This window comes from Oribacterium sp. oral taxon 108 str. F0425 (assembly GCF_000214455.1).
In the GTDB taxonomy this organism is placed as follows: Bacteria; Bacillota; Clostridia; order Lachnospirales; family Lachnospiraceae; genus Oribacterium; species Oribacterium asaccharolyticum.
In genome coordinates this window covers 1,760,831-1,777,854 of sequence record NZ_AFIH01000001.1, presented here as the reverse complement: position 1 = coordinate 1,777,854, position 17,024 = coordinate 1,760,831, and the positions used below count along the sequence as shown (strand labels likewise).

The window sequence follows — 17,024 nt, the reverse complement described above, 5'->3', positions numbered from 1 at the left end:
TGTAAATTTCCGGAAAAAAACGAGATATCGCACGCTCTGCGCACGATACTCGTTATGAATAAAAAAGACAACTGCAGAAAGTGAACACCATGGATTTTAAAGGGTATGACAAAAAAATACAGGAAATAATCGAGCTTGTAGAAAAGCAATATACCTTATTTGATGAAGAAATTTTTCACAACTTGGGCTTGCTTTTAGGGATTGCGGAAGAGCTCGAAGACGATGCATTGGCAGGCTATGTTTATTATCAACTTGCCGATGCTTATTATAGTTTTCATTTTGATGTGGAAGGAATGCAGAAGTACCTGTCCTTGGGAATCAAGGTACAGCAGGAAACACAAGATTTTACCCTTCTGGCCAAGTCCTACAATCTCCTCGGTATCACGGAATTTTTACGGGGAAACTTCGGTCTGGCTTTTGATTACTATATGTCTGCCCTGGACTATTGTAAGTCTTTGACTACCAAAGACAGCGGTCTCCTCGGCATCATCAATTCCAACATCGCCCGACTGTATTTCATGCTGAAAGATTATGATCACGGAAGATTTTATGCGGAAGAAGCGCTGTATGAAATCAGCGGAAATACCGTAGACAGCAGTTATGTTTCGAATATGATCAGCATCTATACCTTCCTAGGCAATATTTATCTGAGCAGAAACAGAGATGTGCATGCCGCCCAGGCTTGTATGGAATCTCTCTTGGAAATCGCCAGAAATTTCGGATATGAGCGGGAACTGTTAAGCAGTGTGGATATTCTGACGTTTTCCATTCGCCTTGCTCATTATGGAAATAAAATCACGGAAAGAGATATGCTGATTCATCGTTTCTCCGACAAAGAGTTACTTTCCGCACTTCGTACCAATATGATGGAAGATGTATGCGACTTGGCGGATTTTTTTCTGGAAATTGATAAGGTGGAAGAATGCAGGAAGGTATTGGAGCTTTTGGAAAGAAAACTCTCCGAAATTAATCTTCCGGAGATTGAGAAACGTTTCATAGAATCTAAAATTCGATATTTTGAAAAATGCGGAGATTTGGAAAAAAGAAACGAAACCTCTTACCGTTTCTATTCGCTGATGAAACAGCAAGAGATGGAAGAGATATCCGCCTTTCTTTTTGCACTGGGAATCAGACAAGACCTGGAGGATTTAAAAGAGCAGAATGCCTTTATGGAGGAAGAAAATGTTCGCCTTACAAAGAAGGCGGAATATGATGAACTTACAGGTCTGCCTAACCGCTACCATTTAAGCGATTTTTCCGATGCAGCCTTCGAAAGAGCCTATAATGCGAGGACGCCCTTTGCACTTGAGATGGTGGATGTGGATTACTTTAAACAATATAATGATTTTTACGGACACCAAAAGGGAGATGAGTGCCTGAAGCTCGTAGCGGGAGAGATTAAGAAGCTTTGTCAAAAGCATCCCGGCATTTATGCCGCCCGTTACGGAGGAGATGAATTTGTCCTTATCTACGAAAACATGCGGGATGAAGAAGTTCTCCGTTATGCTAAGGAGCTGGGAGATGGAGTTAAAGCATTAAATCTGCAACACTCTGAAAAAGAGGGAGGCGTAGTGACGATTTCCCAGGGAATTCGAAACTCGATTCCGTCCAAGAAGAACAGGGTTTGGGACTATACTTTCTCAGCTGACACCGCTCTTTATCAAGTTAAATCGAAAGAAAGAGGCGGAATCAAGTTGATTCATAAGGCGAAATTGGAAGGGGAGCGAATGTACGTCTAATCGCTCCTCATTCTTTTGATTGCTTTTGTGATTGTACCGCCTCCGACTACGAGCTCTCCGTCGTAGAGTACGACAGCCTGCCCTGTGGCCACGGCACGTTCCGGGGCTGCAAAGCGAACGAGAACGGTTCCGTCTTCTTTCACGGAAACGAAAGCCGGCACAGGCTTTGCGTTATAACGGGTTTTTACGGTAACGGCATATTCTTCCTTCGGCGCATCCATACAGATCCAGTTAAAGTCATTCGCTTCTAAGGCCTCGGAATAGAGACCTTCTCCGGTAGTCAGGATGACTTGATTTTTTTCAAATCTTTTCCGGCAACATACATGGGTTGTTTTAGGGCCAGACCGAGGCCCTTTCTCTGTCCTATAGTATAACGGACGATGCCTCTGTGCTTTCCGAGTTTATTTCCTTCTTCATCTACGAAGTGTCCTTTCGGATAGGGTTTTCCACGGAATTTTTCGAGGAAATCTCCGTAATCGCCGCTTGTTACAAAACAGATGTCTTGAGAATCCGGCTTATCGGCATTGTAGAAACCGTTTTTTTCCGCAATGGCGCGAACTTCTTCTTTCGTTTCAAATTCTCCCAGCGGAAACATACTGTGCTTAAGCTGCTCCTGATTTAAGAAGTAAAGCACGTAGCTTTGATCTTTTTTTCATCCTTTGCTTTTAAAAGAAGGTAGCGCTTTTTTTCTTCGTCATAGCGAATTCTGGCGTAATGTCCGGTCACGATAACATCACAACCCAGTTCTTCCCCCTTTTTGTACAATTTTTCATGCTTCATAAAACGATTGCAGCGAATACAGGGGTTGGGAGTGCCTCCATTTTCATAAGTCTCCACAAAGGGGAGAATGACCTTCTTCTGAAAGTCATCTTTGAAATTCAGGACATAGTAAGGGATGGAAAGAGTGGAAGCCACCTGCCTGGCATCTTCCACATCTTCTAAGGTGCAGCAGGTCCGGCTTCGACAAGCCTGTCCCGTTTCACTGTCATATAATTTCATGGTTATGCCGATACAGTCATAGCCTTTTTCTTTCATAAGCAGGGCGGCAACCGAGCTGTCTACCCCACCGCTCATGGCGATTAATGCCTTTTTCATAATTCTTTCCTTTATCTTCCGTTGTTTCCCCTTATTCTAGCTTTTATAAAAGATCTTTACAAGATTTTGAAAATCGAATCTTTTCACAGAAAAACTTTGTATATCCCTTCTCACTATGTTAAAATTCAAGGCAGTGTGCAATAAAATCTCTTAAAAAGGGGGAAATGATGAAAGGAATTATTCTTGCAGGAGGTTCGGGAACCAGACTCTATCCATTAACCAGAGTGACTTCCAAGCAACTTCTACCGATTTATGATAAACCCATGATTTATTATCCGCTTTCCGTGCTGATGGATGCCGGAATTCGGGATGTTTTGATTATTTCCACACCGGTGGATACGCCGCGTTTTAAGGAGCTTCTCGGGGACGGTTCTTCCCTTGGTATGAACTTGGATTATGCCGTACAGGAAAGTCCGGACGGATTGGCGCAGGCTTTTATTATTGGAGAGGAATTCATCGGAAATGATAAGGTAGCCATGATTTTGGGAGACAATATCTTCTCCGGATACGGCTTTAAGGAAATTCTGAAGAAGGCGGTGGCGAAGGAAAGCGGTGCGACCGTTTTCGGTTACTATGTGGACGATCCGGAGCGTTTCGGTATCGTGGAGTTTGACGGGAGCGGAAAGGCTATCTCTATTGAGGAAAAGCCGGAGAAGCCGAAGTCGAACTATTGCGTGACAGGCCTGTATTTCTATGATAACCGTGTAGTGGAATATGCGAAGAATTTAAAGCCCTCTAAGAGAGGAGAACTGGAAATTACCGACTTAAACCGCATTTATCTGGAAAATGGAGAACTTGATGTGGCTCTTCTCGGGAAGGGTTTCACCTGGTTAGATACCGGAACACAGGAGTCACTCGTGGATGCCACCAATTTCGTTTATACCGTAGAGACCCATGAGCACAGAAAGATTGCCTGTCTCGAAGAAATAGCCTATAAGAACGGCTGGATCAGCAGAGAAAAGGTATGGGAGGCTTACGAGCTTTATAAGAAAAATGAGTATGGCAAGTATCTTAAGGATGTTTTAGACGGAAAGTACATAGAATAAAGGAATTGATTTACGGAAGAACGATAGCGTAAATCTAAGGAGGAAAGATGAAAACAATCGTGACCGGCGGAGCCGGATTTATTGGCGGAAACTTTATGCATTTTGTTGTCAATGCCTATCCGGAGGAAGAGTGGATCTGCCTAGATAAGCTGACTTATGCGGGAAATCTGGAAACGCTTAAGCCCCTGGAAGGAAAGAAGAACTACAAGTTTGTAAAGGGGGACATTGCGGATAGAGAATTTATCTTTGACTTATTTCGTACGGAAAAGCCGGACAGAGTGATTAACTTTGCTGCGGAATCTCATGTGGACCGTTCCTTAAAGGATCCGGAGCTCTTCCTTCGCACGAATGTATTAGGCACCGTTTGTCTTATGGACGCCTGTAGAGAGTTCGGCATCGAGCGTTATCACCAGGTTTCTACGGATGAGGTTTACGGAGATTTACCGCTTGATAGAACAGACCTCTTCTTCAATGAGAACTATCCGATTAAGACTTCTTCTCCTTATTCTTCTTCCAAGGGAAGTGCGGATCTCTTTGTATTGGCGTATCACAGAACCTTCGGGCTTCCGGTTACCATTTCCCGTTGCTCGAACAACTACGGTCCCTATCATTTCCCGGAGAAGCTGATTCCGCTTGTGATTTCCAGAGCCTTAAATGACGAAAGAATTCCGGTTTACGGTAAGGGAGAAAATGTTCGTGATTGGCTCTATGTGACGGATCATTGTAAGGCAATCGACCTTATCGTAAGAAAGGGAAAGGTTGGAGAGGTTTACAATGTGGGCGGACACAACGAGAGGACGAATCTCGAAGTGGTAAAGACCATTCTAAAGGCACTAAATAAGCCTGAATCTTTGATTACGTATGTGACGGACAGACCGGGACACGATATGCGTTACGCCATTGATCCGACGAAGCTTGAGACGGAACTAGGTTGGAAACCGGAGTATACCTTTGATACAGGAATTCCCGTAACGATTGACTGGTACCTGAAGAATAAGGACTGGTGGGAACATATCATTTCCGGAGAGTATCAGGAGTATTATAAGAAGCAGTACGGAGAAGAGGGATAAAATGAAGATTTTTGTCACCGGTGTAAACGGACAGCTCGGCCATGATGTGATGAACACGCTATATCGAAGAGGAATATCCGCAATTGGATCGGATATCAAGGAGAACTACTGTGGGGTGGAGGACGGCAGTCCCGCCTGCACCATGCCTTATATCGGTCTGGACCTCTGTGATGAGGAAAAGACGAGAAAGGTGATTTCCGAGCTGGAAATCGACGCGATGATTCACTGTGCGGCTTGGACGGCAGTGGATGCTGCGGAAGATCTTGAAAATCGGGCTATTGTGGAGAAAATAAACGGTGAAGTTCCGGGATTCCTCGCCAAGATCATGAAGGAACGAGATGGAAAAATGCTCTACCTTTCCACGGATTATGTTTTTTCAGGAGAAGGAACAGAGCCCTGGAAGCCGGATGAGAAAGATTTTAATCCTATCAATGTCTACGGAAAGACGAAGCTTATGGGCGAGGAAAGGATTCGGGAAGTTTTAGAAAAATACTTCATTATTCGGATTGCCTGGGTTTTCGGCTTGAACGGAAAGAATTTTATTAAGACAATGTTGAATGTCGGAAAAAGCCATGAGGAAGTCCGCGTAGTGAACGACCAGATCGGGAATCCGACTTATACTCTGGATTTAGCGGAGCTTTTGGTGGACATGATTTGCACGGAAAAGTACGGCAACTATCACGCAACCAATGAAGGAGAGTATATTTCCTGGTATGATTTTACAAAGGAAATCTATAGACAGGCAGGCTTAAGCACGAAGGTCCTTCCAGTCAGCACCGAGGAATACGGACTGAGTAAGGCAAGACGTCCGAAGAACTCTCGACTGGATAAGACAAAGCTTAAGGAGCAGGGCTTTACACCGCTTCCCGATTGGAAGGATGCTTTATCTCGTTATTTAAAGGCCTTAGCTATGGAAGAAGGATGCTAGAGATGGCATAGCGGTGTTTTGCTAAGCTAAGACTTTGAAGAAACAGCTATCCCGGGAGAAAAATTGCGTAATAAAGAGATTCGGGAGAAATCCCGAATTTTTTTATGGGAGAAAGTTTATCGGAAAGAAAGACATAAAAGCGACACAAAATGGAGTTATAAAAAAGAGACGGCTTTTTATTTTTAGAAAGAATCGAGTCTGTTCAAAATGCTTGGCGGCTCGCTACTGGAATGATGTGGATAAAAGTTCTGTGTGAAAACAGAGGCAGGAGGGAAAAGATGGGAAAATATTTTGGAACAGACGGTTATCGTGGAGAGGCTAACGTGGATTTGACGGCGGATGACGCCTTTAAGGTGGGAAAGTTCTTGGCCTATTATTTTTCGAACAAAGGCACAAAGGAGTGCCGTATTGTCATCGGTAAGGATACCAGACGCTCCAGCTATATGTTTGAGTATGCACTTTCTGCAGGAATTACCGCTGCAGGGGCTGACGCGTATCTGATGCATGTCACCACCACGCCTTCCGTAAGCTATATTGTTCGTTCCGAAGACTTTTCCTGCGGTGTGATGATTTCCGCCTCCCATAATCCTTTCTATGACAACGGTCTTAAGGTCATCAATGAAAATGGAGAAAAGGTTTCCGATGATTTTATTGCGGAGATTGAGGCCTATCTGGATGGAGAAACCGAGGAAGTTCCTTTAGCCACCGGAGATAAAATCGGAAGAACTGTAGATTTTGCTGCAGGAAGAAACCGTTATATCGGCTATCTGATTTCTTTGGCTACCCGTTCCTTTAAGGGCAAGAAGATTGCTTTGGACTGTGCCAACGGTTCCGCATCTTCCTGTGCCAAGGCGGTATTTGATGCCCTGGGAGCGGATACCCATGTACTTTCCAATGATCCTAACGGCTACAACATTAATGCCAACTGCGGTTCTACCCACATGGAAGCCTTGCAGGAGTATGTGAAGAACGGGGATTGCGAAATCGGCTTTGCCTATGACGGAGATGCGGATCGTTGCCTCTGTGTAGACAGTGACGGAGAACTGGTGGATGGAGATCAGATTCTTTATCTTTGCGGAAAAAATATGCGGGATAAGGGGCAGTTAAAGGACAATAAAATTGTAACTACCATTATGTCCAACTTTGGCTTATACAAGGCCTTGGATGGGGCAGGCCTTTCCTATGAAAAGACCAAAGTAGGGGACCGTTATGTTTATGAGAATATGGCGGAAAACGGTTATTCTCTGGGAGGTGAGCAGTCCGGACATATCATCTTTATGCGGCATGCCACTACCGGGGACGGAATTCTCACCAGTATTAAGCTGATGGAAGTACTTTTAGAGGAAAAGAAGAGTCTTAAGGAAGCTCTGGCGGAGTATCAGCGTTTTCCACAGGTACTAAAGAATGTTCGGGTGAAAGATAAGCTTTTGGTGGAGCAGAATGAAACCGTACAGGCGGCGGTGAAGAAGGTGGAGGAAAGCTTGGGAGAGGATGGAAGAATTCTCCTTCGTGCTTCCGGAACAGAGCCTTTGATTCGTGTTATGGTGGAGGCTTCCAAGGAAGAGCTTTGTGAGAAATATGTAGAGGAAGTTATAGCTGTTATGAAAAAGGAAGGACTAGTCCTTTCCTAGGATTATTGATAGAGTAAAGGGAAGCCCTGCAGAGCTTGGAAAAGCTTGTTTGGCAGTACAGGGTAGACTCAAAATAAGAAGTAAGTAAGAGTAGTAGTGGAAAAATACAATAGGAGGTAAGAATGGATCAGGTAAAACGTTACAGAAAATTTCCGATTTTCCGTTATCCGGAAAGAACTTGGATGGATCAGGAAATCACTAAAGCACCGATTTGGTGTTCTGTGGATTTAAGGGATGGAAACCAGGCCCTTGTGGATCCCATGACCGTAGAAGAAAAGGTGGAATTTTTCCAACTCCTATGTAAGCTTGGTTTTAAGGAGATTGAAGTCGGTTTTCCTGCGGCTTCTCAGATTGAATTTGATTATTTACGGACTTTGGTGGAGAAGAATCTGATTCCGGAGGATGTTACGGTTCAGGTTTTGGTACAGTGTAGAGAAGAGCTTTTGGAAAGAAGCTTCCAGGCTCTTCAAGGAGTAAAGAAGGCCATTGTCCATATTTATAATTCTACCTCTGTATTGCAAAGAGATGTGGTTTTCGGAAAGTCCAGAGAGGAGATTACCGCCATTGCCCTTACCGCTGTGGAAATGGTGAAGCGGCATGAAAAGGATTTTTCCGGAGAGCTTCGTCTGGAGTATTCTCCGGAAAGCTTTACCGGAACGGAGATGGATTATGCTTTGGAAATCTGTAATGCGGTGATTTCCGCCTGGGGAACCAAGGCGGGACGGGAGATTATCATTAACCTGCCTAATACCGTAGAGATGCATAGCCCCAATGTCTATGCGGATCAGATTGAGTTTATGTCCAAAAACATGAAGGAAAGAGAGCATGTAATTCTTTCCGTGCATCCCCATAATGATAGAGGAGAGGGCATTGCCTCCGCAGAGCTGGCCCTTCTTGCCGGAGCACAAAGAGTCGAAGGAACCCTTTTCGGAAATGGAGAAAGAACCGGAAATGTTGACATTTTAACCCTGGCTTATAACCTTTTCTCCCACGGCATCGACCCCAAGTTGAATCTGGAAAATGTTCGGGAAATTCAGGAGGTTTATGAGCGTTGCACGAAGATGCATATCCCGGAGAGACATCCTTATGCGGGGAAATTGGTTTTTACCGCATTCTCCGGTTCTCACCAGGATGCGATTAATAAGGGGCTTCAGGCCATGAAGGAGAGAAAGTCTCTAATCTGGGAGGTACCTTATCTTCCGATTGATCCGGCGGATATCGGAAGAGAATATGAGCCGGTTGTCCGTATCAACTCCCAGTCCGGAAAAGGCGGCGTAGCCTTTATTTTGGATTTCCAGTACGGTTATAAGCTTCCGAAGGGGATGCAGAGAGAGTTTGCGGACTATATTCAGAGCATTTCCGAGAAAGAAGGGGAAGTTAGCCCCGAACGGATTTTAGAGGTTTTCTTAGCGGAATATGTAGAGGCAAAGTCACCGCTTCTTTTTAAAAACCTTCGTTCCATGGATATGGAAAATGAGAAAGAGCACTATGTCAGCTTTGTGCAGTTAAGCTTTGAAAATAGGGGGATATTGAAAGAAATCTCCGCAAGCGGATCAGGACCGATTGATGCGGTGGCGAACGCCTTACAGAAAGAACTGAAAAAGGAGTTTGAGGTTATTGACTACAGTGAGCATGCTTTGAGCTCCGCATCCTCCGCCAAGGCGGTTTCTTACATCCATTTACAGGATAAAGCGTCCGGAAAGATGACCTACGGCGTGGGGATTTCCTCTAACATTACCCGTTCCTCCGTCCGCGCTCTGTTCAGTGCGATAAACAGACTGTACTATTAAAAGAACTTTTGTGAGATACAGTAAAATATCTATCAAACATTTGTAAGGCTTCAAACGGTGGCACGTTCTCGCTAGCTTCGCCTGACTGAGCGATGCGTTTTGAATCCCATTGCTACCTGTTTAAAGCCTTACAGATGTTTTGCTTATATGATTTTCTTAAACTCTTACTTGTTTCCGTCTGTTTCGTTCAGAAAGGTATACAAAGCAGTTTTTCAGGAGTCTCCACTCTAAGGCGATATAGCGCGAGAGAGGAATTCCTCGGAAATCTGCTTTTTTCATGCCCTTTCGTTCCTTAAGACCGCGCATAATCCCCCTTCTATAGGCTTTTCCGTAGCCCTTTTTTTGGAAGTAGAGAGCCTTAATCAAAAAGCCAAGAAGGAAGGGGAGAAAGTTTACGATTTTTAGGAGAAACGGAAAGTTCTTATATAAGAGGAAGATAGAATTTCTTGCGGAAAGCTCTACTTTAAAGTCACTATATTTTCCGCCGCTGGTACCGGAGCCTACATGCTTACAGATTGCACTCGGGCAGTAGTAAATGCTGTAGCCGTAAAGCTGCGCGCGAAAGGAGATATCGACATCTTCCAGATAGGCGAAGTGCTTTTCATCAAAAAGCCCGGTCTTACTGAGTGCGGAGATAGAGTAGAGTGCAGCTCCCGCACAGGCGGAGAAAACCTTTTCCGTCTTGTTCCAGTTTTCTACGCGGTCTTCCAAGCCTCTTTGAAAGGGAAAGCCGAGGAGACAAAGCTCGTCCCCGGCATCGTCCATGAGCTTCTCGTCATGCATTTTCACCATCTTGGAAGAAAGGGCAAAGATTCGCTCCCCCTTCGCCTCTTTTTCCTCCATAAAACGGACAAGATTTTCCACGAAACGGGGGTCCACCTCGGTGTCGTTGTTTAAAAGAAGGGCATAGTCCGCTCCATGCTCCTTCGCATATAGAATACCTTGGTTTACAGCCTTGGCAAAGCCGTAGTTTTCTTTGTTTTCCAAAAGAAAGATGCGTTCGGACTCCTTCTCAATGTATTCCTTTATGGCAGGGATGCTTCCGTCCGAAGATGCGTTGTCCACAAAAAAAACAGAAAAGTCCTTCGTGCTTTGTTTGTCCAAAGCCTGCATACACTTTTCCAGAAAATGCTTTCCGTTGTAATTGGGGATAATCACTACTGTTTTCATATCTTCAAATACCTCGATAGATTGCTATTTTATCTTAAGAAATCAAAAGCGCATTAAACGTAAAAAACCTTATCACAAATCGGGGAAAAGTGCCAGTCGACATTTCGGATTACTCCGGTCAATGCTTCTCCACTTTTTCCCATCCTTTTTACATCTCCTTTTTACCTATTTGTAAGATGCTTCCAATTTTTCCGGCATTTACATTTTTCTGTGCTTACTATAAAATTGAACAATCTTTACGGTGAGGAAAGGAACAATAGAAATTCATGGAAAAAAAGCGGATTTCCTTTATGGAAAATGATGTACTTTGGAATGCGCTCGGGAGCATGATGTATGCGCTTGCTTCCATGATTTTGGCTTTTTTTGTTCTGCGTCTTCTCGGGGAAAAGGAGGGAGGCATCTTCGGATTCGGCTATTCCACCCTGGGGCAGCAGTTTTTTATTCTGGCTTATTTCGGCATTCGTCCTTTTCATATTACGGATATGCGGGGAGAATTTTCCTTTCGGGAATATCTGGGATTTCGGAACCTAAGCACAGCACTTTCCGTTTTCTTTGCTTTACTCTTTCTTCTTTATCAGTTTCTAAAGGGGAATTACACGGCAGAGAAGAGTGCTATCCTGTTTTTTCTTTGTCTGTACAAAATTTTAGACGGCTACGTCGATGTCTATGAGTCGGAGTTGCAAAGAAGAGGAAAGCTTTACAAGACAGGACAGTCTCTCTTCTTCAGAACTCTCTTTGCCGTAGTTCTTCTACTCATTACACTGCTACTCACAAAAAATCTGTTTCTCGGCGTGATTCTTATGAATCTTTGCCAGCTTTTTTGCTTTTATTTCTTCTGTCTTTCTCCGCTAAAGAAAACTGTTGCGATAGGAGAGGAGAGGCGTTTTAGCTTTGAAGCGGGAAAGAGACTCATTATGGAGAGCTTTTTTCTCTTTATTTCGGTTTTTTTGGACTTCTATGTGTTTTCGTCCTCCAAGTATGCCGTAGATGCGGTAATGGGTTCCTCGTTTTCCGGGATTTACAACCTCCTCTTTATGCCGAGTAATTTCATCTATCTGCTGGCAAATTTCATCATTCGGCCGGCTCTTCCGAGACTCGCCGCGCTTTGGCAGGAAGGAAAGACCGTGGATTTCAGGAAAGAAGAAGGCAGCCTTATGAAGAAGGTACTCCTGCTTTCCTTTGTTCTTCTTATCTTAGCGGTACTTCTCTCTCCTCTTGCACTTTGGATTCTGGAGAGACTTCTCGGAGAGACTTTTTACGGGAAAATGACGGCGGAGCGCTTTTCTTTCTGCCTCCTCATTTTGGGAGGCTGTTTCTATGCCCTTGCGAATCTTGAGTACTATCTTCTTGTGACAAAGAGAAGGCAGAAGAAGATTTTTGCAGGCTATCTTATCGCTTCCGTTCTCTCTTTTCTCACAGCGGATTCTATGCTAAAACGCGGAGGATTTTTCTTCGGCTCATTGCAATTTGCGGGGATGATGCTCTTTCTCTTCCTTTTTTTCTTCCTCTCTGAAAAAACAGGAAAGGGCTAGAAAGTGGAGTCTGTAGGGGTAGAAAGTGGAGTCTTTCTTTTCATTCCGGCTTAGGCATGGTAAAATAGGCTCATTGATTTTTTATCAAGTCAGATAGGGCCTTAATAGTTGAGAGAGTGTCCTACTCAGAAAGGACACTGAACTTGCATTTTGAATATAGATTTTGCATTGTTATGCAATAGGGAATTGGAATAGTGTAGGCGGATGACAGATTGTTTTAGGCAGGACAGTCCGGAAGAGGCTGTCCTTAGAGAAGAAAATAGAAGAGAGAAGGAGAACGAAAGGCGGCAGGGAGGGAGAGAAACGCTCCCCTCTTTTGATGTCTTGATTCCGACCTATAAGCCGGGAGAGAAATTTCGTGCCCTGCTTTCGGCGTTGGAAGAGCAGGAGTTCCCTCCGGCAAAGATCATTATTGTGAATACCGAGGAACGATATTTCCCCAAAGAGCTTTTAGAAGGAAGGAAAGTGGAAGTCTCGCTCCATCACATAAAAAGAGAGGACTTTGATCATGCCTATGCGAGAAATCTCGCGGCCTCCTTTTCCGATGCGGAGTATTTTTTATCGATGACCGATGATGCGGTGCCGGCGGATAAAAAGCTCACAAAAGAACTGCTTACGGCTTTTTCTTGGGACAATCGTATCGCCGAGGTATACGCAAGACAGCTTTGTACGAAGGACAGTTCCTTTGATGAAGTGCTCTCCAGAAGCTTTAACTATGGGGATAAAGTGGAAATAAAGGGAATAGAGGATGTGAAAAGACTCGGTATTAAGTGCTTTTTTGCCTCCAATGTCTGCTGTATGTATAAAAAAGCGGTTTTCCGGGAGCTTCAAGGCTTCCTGTCGCCGACCATCTTTAATGAGGATATGATTTTTGCGGCTAGGGCGGAAAAGGCAGGGTATAAGGTCGCTTACAATCCTTTGGCAAGGGTTTACCATTCTCATCATTACTCGGCAGGACAGCAGTTTAGAAGAAACTTTGACCTGGGGGTGTCTCATAGGGATTTTCCGGAGATTTTTTCTCTTGTGCCGCCTGAGAAGGAAGGGATGAAGATGTTTAGGCAAAATGCAAAAACGCTTGTTTCCGAGGGGAAGGCCCTTCTTCTTGTTCCTCTCTTTTTCAGGACGGGAGCACGTTTTCTCGGCTATAAGGCAGGAAAGAAATATCCGGTACTGCCGCAAATTTTCAGAAATGCCGTTACTTTAAATCCCCAGTATTTTGATAAAAAAGGAGAGAAGTCGTAAGTTAAGGGGAGTGCTGAAAGCGAAGACAATAGAGGACGGCAGACTACGATAAAAGATGATACGATAAAAGGTAATACAATAAAAGGTAATACGATAAAAGGGAATGGAAGGCGATAAAAGGCGATAGAGAACGATAGAGGGCGAAGAAGATAGGCACTCTATCCGTGAACCGGAAAGGATAAGATTTGATTAGTCTCTTAAAAGAAATAAAACGAAAGCGGAAGATGATTTTAGACCTGGCAAGAGCTGACTTTAAAAAGCGCTTTGTGGGCTCCTACTTTGGCGTGGTGTGGATGCTGATTCAGCCACTCGTGACTATTGCGATATACGCCTTTATCTTTGGCCCCTACGGCTTTAAGTCCAGCCCGCCGGTTCCGAATGTAAGCTATACTCTTTGGCTGATTCCGGGTATCGTTCCCTGGTTTTTTTTCTCCGAAGTGATGAATATGAACACGGGAATTCTGCAGGAGTACCATTATCTGGTAAAAAAGGTGGTTTTTCCGATAGAGCTTTTACCCGTGATTAAGCTTTTAAGCTGTACTCTGGTGCATTGCTTCTTCCTTCTGGTGATGTTTTTATTTTATCTCTTCAGCGGAAAAATGCCGCAGCTGACTTGGCTACAGGTTCTCTATTATTCTTTTGCTGCAGCAATGTTCGGACTGGGACTCAGTTACTTTACTTCCGCGATTTCCGTGTTTTTTAAGGATATGCAGCAGATTGTGGCAATTGTATTGCAGTTCGGTATCTGGATGGTGCCGATTATGTACGATGAGCTTCTGTTTACCAATAAGGCGCCCTGGCTAAAGATATTCTTTAAAATCAATCCTTTTTACTATATTGTGGCGGGGTATCGTGATTCGATGATTACGGGAAATTATTTCTTTGAAAGGCCGGGATTGACTCTTTATTTTTGGTTGGTAACGCTCTTTCTTTTATTCGTGGGATTGCGGTTCTTCCGAAAGCTGCGCCCTCACTTTTCAGATGTTTTATAGGAGGAAATCATGATAGCGCTTATTCGAGTGGGACTTTTACTCTTTGGATTTTTAGGACTGGGAAGTCTGCGTTTACTTTTTATTCGAAAAAGAGAGAGGACGAGAGAAAGAGACCTGGAGTGCCTTTCTATCGTGCAGGGAAAACTGAAAGCCATTTTAAAGATATGCAAGGTGGAAGTCCAAGCCGAAGGCTTGGAAAATATTCCGAAGGATGAGGCCGTGCTTTTTGTGGGAAATCACCGTTCCTACTTTGATATTGTCGTCGGCTACAGCCTTTTAAACAATGTGACCGGTTTTATTTCCAAGGATGACTTAACGAGGATCCCGAACTTGAAACTTTGGATGGAAGAGCTTCACTGTCTTTTCCTGGACAGGGATAATCTGAAGCAGAATTTGAAGGTGATTATTGAAGCGATTCAGGAAATAAAACGCGGAATCTCCTTTTGGATTTATCCTGAGGGGACAAGGACAAAGGGAGAGAGTGAAGAGGATATGCTTCCCTTTAAGAAGGGATCCTTTAAGCTTGCCGAGAAAACCGGCTGTAAAATTATTCCCGTAGCCATGATTAATACCAGAAAGATTTTCGAAGAGCAATTTCCGATTCTGAAAAGCACGAAGGTTTATGTGCGCTTTGGGGAGCCTATTCTTCTTTCGGCGCTATCCGAGGAAGAGAAAACGCACATCGACAATTACGCGGAAGGAAAAGTTCTTTCCATGATTCGGGATTTGAAAGAGATAGAACGGAAAGAACTGGAAGCTAAAGAGTCGGAAAGTAAAGCTCAATAAGGAGACACGGAGGAATCAATGGGACTGGAAGAGATTCGGAAGGAACTGGATACGATCGACCGGGAAATCGTTCAACTTTTTCAGAAAAGAATGGATCTTTCCATAGAAGTTGCTAAAGATAAGGCAAAGACGGGAAAGGCAGTCTTCGACGGAAAAAGAGAGGAAGAAAAATTAAACAGTATTTCGGATATGGTAGGAGATCCGCTATTAAAAACGCCGGCCAGAGAACTGTTCCGGGGCTTAATGACTCTTTCCAGAAGAAGACAGCTTCAATACCTTTCCGAAATTGGACGCAAGTCGGATTTTTCCTTTCGGGAAGTCGGGGAACTTTCTTTTTCGGGGAAAAAATTAGTCGCACAGGGCGTGAAGTGGTCGTATTCTTATCTTGCCGGAAGGGTATTTTTCCAAGAGGATTCCATAGAATTTGTGGAGCATTTTCAAGATGTGTTGGAGGCTGTCCAATCAGGAAGGGCGGATTACGGAATTCTCCCTATGGACAATTCCACCTACGGCATGGTGCAGGATAACTATGACCTTTTAAGTCGCTTTGAAGAGATTTCCGTATTAAAGGAAATTAATTACCCCGTTTCTCATTGTCTTTGCAGCGCCGGAGACTACAGGACGGAAGAAATCAGGAAGGTCTACTCTCACCCTCAGGCCCTTGCCCAGTGCAGGGAATTTTTCAAAGAATATCCTTTTATGGAAAAAATAGCGGACTTGAATACCGCAATTGCCGCAAAGAAACTTGCAGAGACAAAAGAGGAGTACGCCGCTGTCCTGTGCAGCAGACCGGCAGCAGAGTATTATGGTCTTCGAATCCTGCAAGACGGAGTGAGCAGTAAAGAAAATACCACCCGATTTTTCCTGATAGGAAAAGAGAAGATTTACACGAAGGATGCCGATAAATTGACGATGATTCTCTGGGCGGCGAATCAGGCGGGAAGTCTTTATCATGTGCTGGGGGATTTTACCTGGAACGGTCTGTCTCTCAGTATGATTCAAAGCAGACCTGTGGGAGACAAAGCCTTTTCCTACCTTTTCTTTGTGGATGTAAGCGGAAATCTTTCCGAGCCGGAGATGGAAAATGCCTTAAGTGCTTTGAAAGAAGAGGGAGTACAATTCAGGATACTGGGAAATTATTTACCCTGTAAAGTAAAGAATTCGTGAATTAAACGGGAAAGACTTGCCATTTCAGTTAAAAATTAGGTAAACTGAAGCGATCCATAGATAGTCAGACAGACGAGGAGGACTCTTATGCCACAGATTAATATATTGGTTGTTGATGATGAAAAAGAAATTGCCGAGCTGGTAGAAATCTATCTGGTTTCTGACGGCTATAAGGTTTTTAAAGCTTATAATGCGGAAGAGGGGTTGAAAATTCTTTCGGAGGAAGAGATTCATCTGGTTCTTCTGGATGTTATGATGCCGGGGATGAGCGGCCTCGAGATGTGCAGAAAGATTCGGGAAAGTTCCAACATTCCGGTGATTATGCTCTCTGCGAAGTCTGAAGACTTGGATAAGATTGTCGGCCTTACCGGCGGTGCGGATGACTATGTTACAAAGCCGTTTAATCCCCTGGAGCTTACGGCAAGAGTCAAGTCTCAGCTTCGTCGCTATACACAACTGAATCCGAATGCCGGCACGAACTATATCAATAATGAAATCAATATTCGGAATATGCATATCAATAAGGATAACCATAAGGTGATTATTGATGAGGAAGAAATTAAATTGACACCGATTGAATTTGATATTCTTTTCCTCTTGGCTTCTCACCCCGGTAAGGTTTTCTCTACGGATGAAATCTTTGAAAAGGTATGGAATGAGAAGGTCTATGAAGCCAACAATACTGTTATGGTGCATATTCGGAGGCTTCGCGGGAAGATGAAGGAAGACCAGAGGGAAGATAAGATTATTACTACGGTTTGGGGCGTAGGCTATAAGATTGAGAAATAGGAGTGTGTGAGGTGAATCAGGAAAGAGCACCTCACCATTTCGGTAGA

13 protein-coding genes and 1 pseudogene are annotated in these 17,024 nt (G+C 44.0%); 12 read left to right on the top strand and 2 right to left on the bottom strand.

What is annotated here, in order from left to right; translation table 11 throughout:
• The first annotated feature begins 89 nt into the window (after positions 1–89).
• Positions 90–1,739, top strand: coding sequence for a tetratricopeptide repeat-containing diguanylate cyclase (locus HMPREF9124_RS08320; RefSeq protein ID WP_009429762.1), 1,650 nt, complete (start codon positions 90–92; stop codon positions 1,737–1,739).
• On the opposite strand, the pseudogene mnmA reads toward HMPREF9124_RS08320, so the two are convergent.
• Positions 1,736–2,834: pseudogene (gene mnmA, locus HMPREF9124_RS12880) on the bottom strand (tRNA 2-thiouridine(34) synthase MnmA). The gene HMPREF9124_RS08320 and the pseudogene mnmA overlap by 4 nt on opposite strands.
• A 167-nt stretch (positions 2,835–3,001) precedes the next feature.
• Between mnmA and rfbA the strand changes: the two are divergent.
• The 5 genes from rfbA to leuA all read left to right on the top strand — a co-directional run bounded on the left by rfbA (position 3,002) and on the right by leuA (position 9,299).
• Positions 3,002–3,880 (top strand): glucose-1-phosphate thymidylyltransferase RfbA, encoded by an 879-nt coding sequence (rfbA, locus tag HMPREF9124_RS08310; protein WP_009428238.1) that lies wholly within the window; start codon positions 3,002–3,004, stop codon positions 3,878–3,880.
• 47 nt (positions 3,881–3,927) lie between these two features.
• Positions 3,928–4,950, top strand: coding sequence for a dTDP-glucose 4,6-dehydratase (gene rfbB / locus HMPREF9124_RS08305; RefSeq protein WP_009429417.1), 1,023 nt, complete (start codon positions 3,928–3,930; stop codon positions 4,948–4,950).
• Position 4,951: 1 nt separating this feature from the next.
• Positions 4,952–5,878, top strand: coding sequence for a dTDP-4-dehydrorhamnose reductase (gene rfbD, locus HMPREF9124_RS08300; protein ID WP_009429911.1), 927 nt, complete (start codon positions 4,952–4,954; stop codon positions 5,876–5,878).
• A gap of 278 nt (positions 5,879–6,156) precedes the next feature.
• Positions 6,157–7,509: a phosphoglucosamine mutase gene (glmM, locus tag HMPREF9124_RS08295; RefSeq protein ID WP_009429822.1), complete on the top strand. Its 1,353-nt coding sequence runs from the start codon at positions 6,157–6,159 to the stop codon at positions 7,507–7,509.
• A gap of 122 nt (positions 7,510–7,631) precedes the next feature.
• On the top strand, positions 7,632–9,299 hold the full coding sequence (leuA, locus tag HMPREF9124_RS08290; RefSeq protein ID WP_009428026.1) for a 2-isopropylmalate synthase: 1,668 nt from the start codon (positions 7,632–7,634) through the stop codon (positions 9,297–9,299).
• Positions 9,300–9,455: 156 nt separating this feature from the next.
• On the opposite strand, the gene HMPREF9124_RS08285 is transcribed toward leuA, so the two are convergent.
• Positions 9,456–10,469: a glycosyltransferase family 2 protein gene (locus HMPREF9124_RS08285; RefSeq protein ID WP_009428588.1), complete on the bottom strand. Its 1,014-nt coding sequence runs from the start codon at positions 10,467–10,469 to the stop codon at positions 9,456–9,458.
• 266 nt (positions 10,470–10,735) lie between these two features.
• Here HMPREF9124_RS08285 and HMPREF9124_RS08280 point away from each other — a divergent pair, with 266 nt between their 5' ends.
• From HMPREF9124_RS08280 to HMPREF9124_RS08255, 6 genes are all read left to right on the top strand, one after another.
• Entirely contained in the window at positions 10,736–12,001 is a 1,266-nt protein-coding gene (locus HMPREF9124_RS08280) for a lipopolysaccharide biosynthesis protein (protein WP_009427939.1), read from the top strand.
• Between the two features lie 204 nt (positions 12,002–12,205).
• A complete protein-coding gene (locus tag HMPREF9124_RS08275) occupies positions 12,206–13,243 on the top strand; it encodes a glycosyltransferase family 2 protein (RefSeq protein WP_009429698.1) in 1,038 nt (345 codons plus the stop codon).
• Positions 13,244–13,467: 224 nt separating this feature from the next.
• Positions 13,468–14,235, top strand: coding sequence for an ABC transporter permease (locus HMPREF9124_RS08270; RefSeq protein WP_050791209.1), 768 nt, complete (start codon positions 13,468–13,470; stop codon positions 14,233–14,235).
• Positions 14,236–14,244: 9 nt separating this feature from the next.
• A complete protein-coding gene (locus HMPREF9124_RS08265; protein ID WP_009429283.1) occupies positions 14,245–15,021 on the top strand; it encodes a lysophospholipid acyltransferase family protein in 777 nt (258 codons plus the stop codon).
• 18 nt (positions 15,022–15,039) lie between these two features.
• A complete protein-coding gene (locus tag HMPREF9124_RS08260; protein ID WP_009428577.1) occupies positions 15,040–16,188 on the top strand; it encodes a bifunctional chorismate mutase/prephenate dehydratase in 1,149 nt (382 codons plus the stop codon).
• Between the two features lie 87 nt (positions 16,189–16,275).
• Positions 16,276–16,977, top strand: a complete 702-nt coding sequence (locus HMPREF9124_RS08255) for a response regulator transcription factor (protein WP_009428225.1) — start codon at positions 16,276–16,278, stop codon at positions 16,975–16,977.
• The last annotated feature ends 47 nt before the right edge of the window (positions 16,978–17,024 follow it).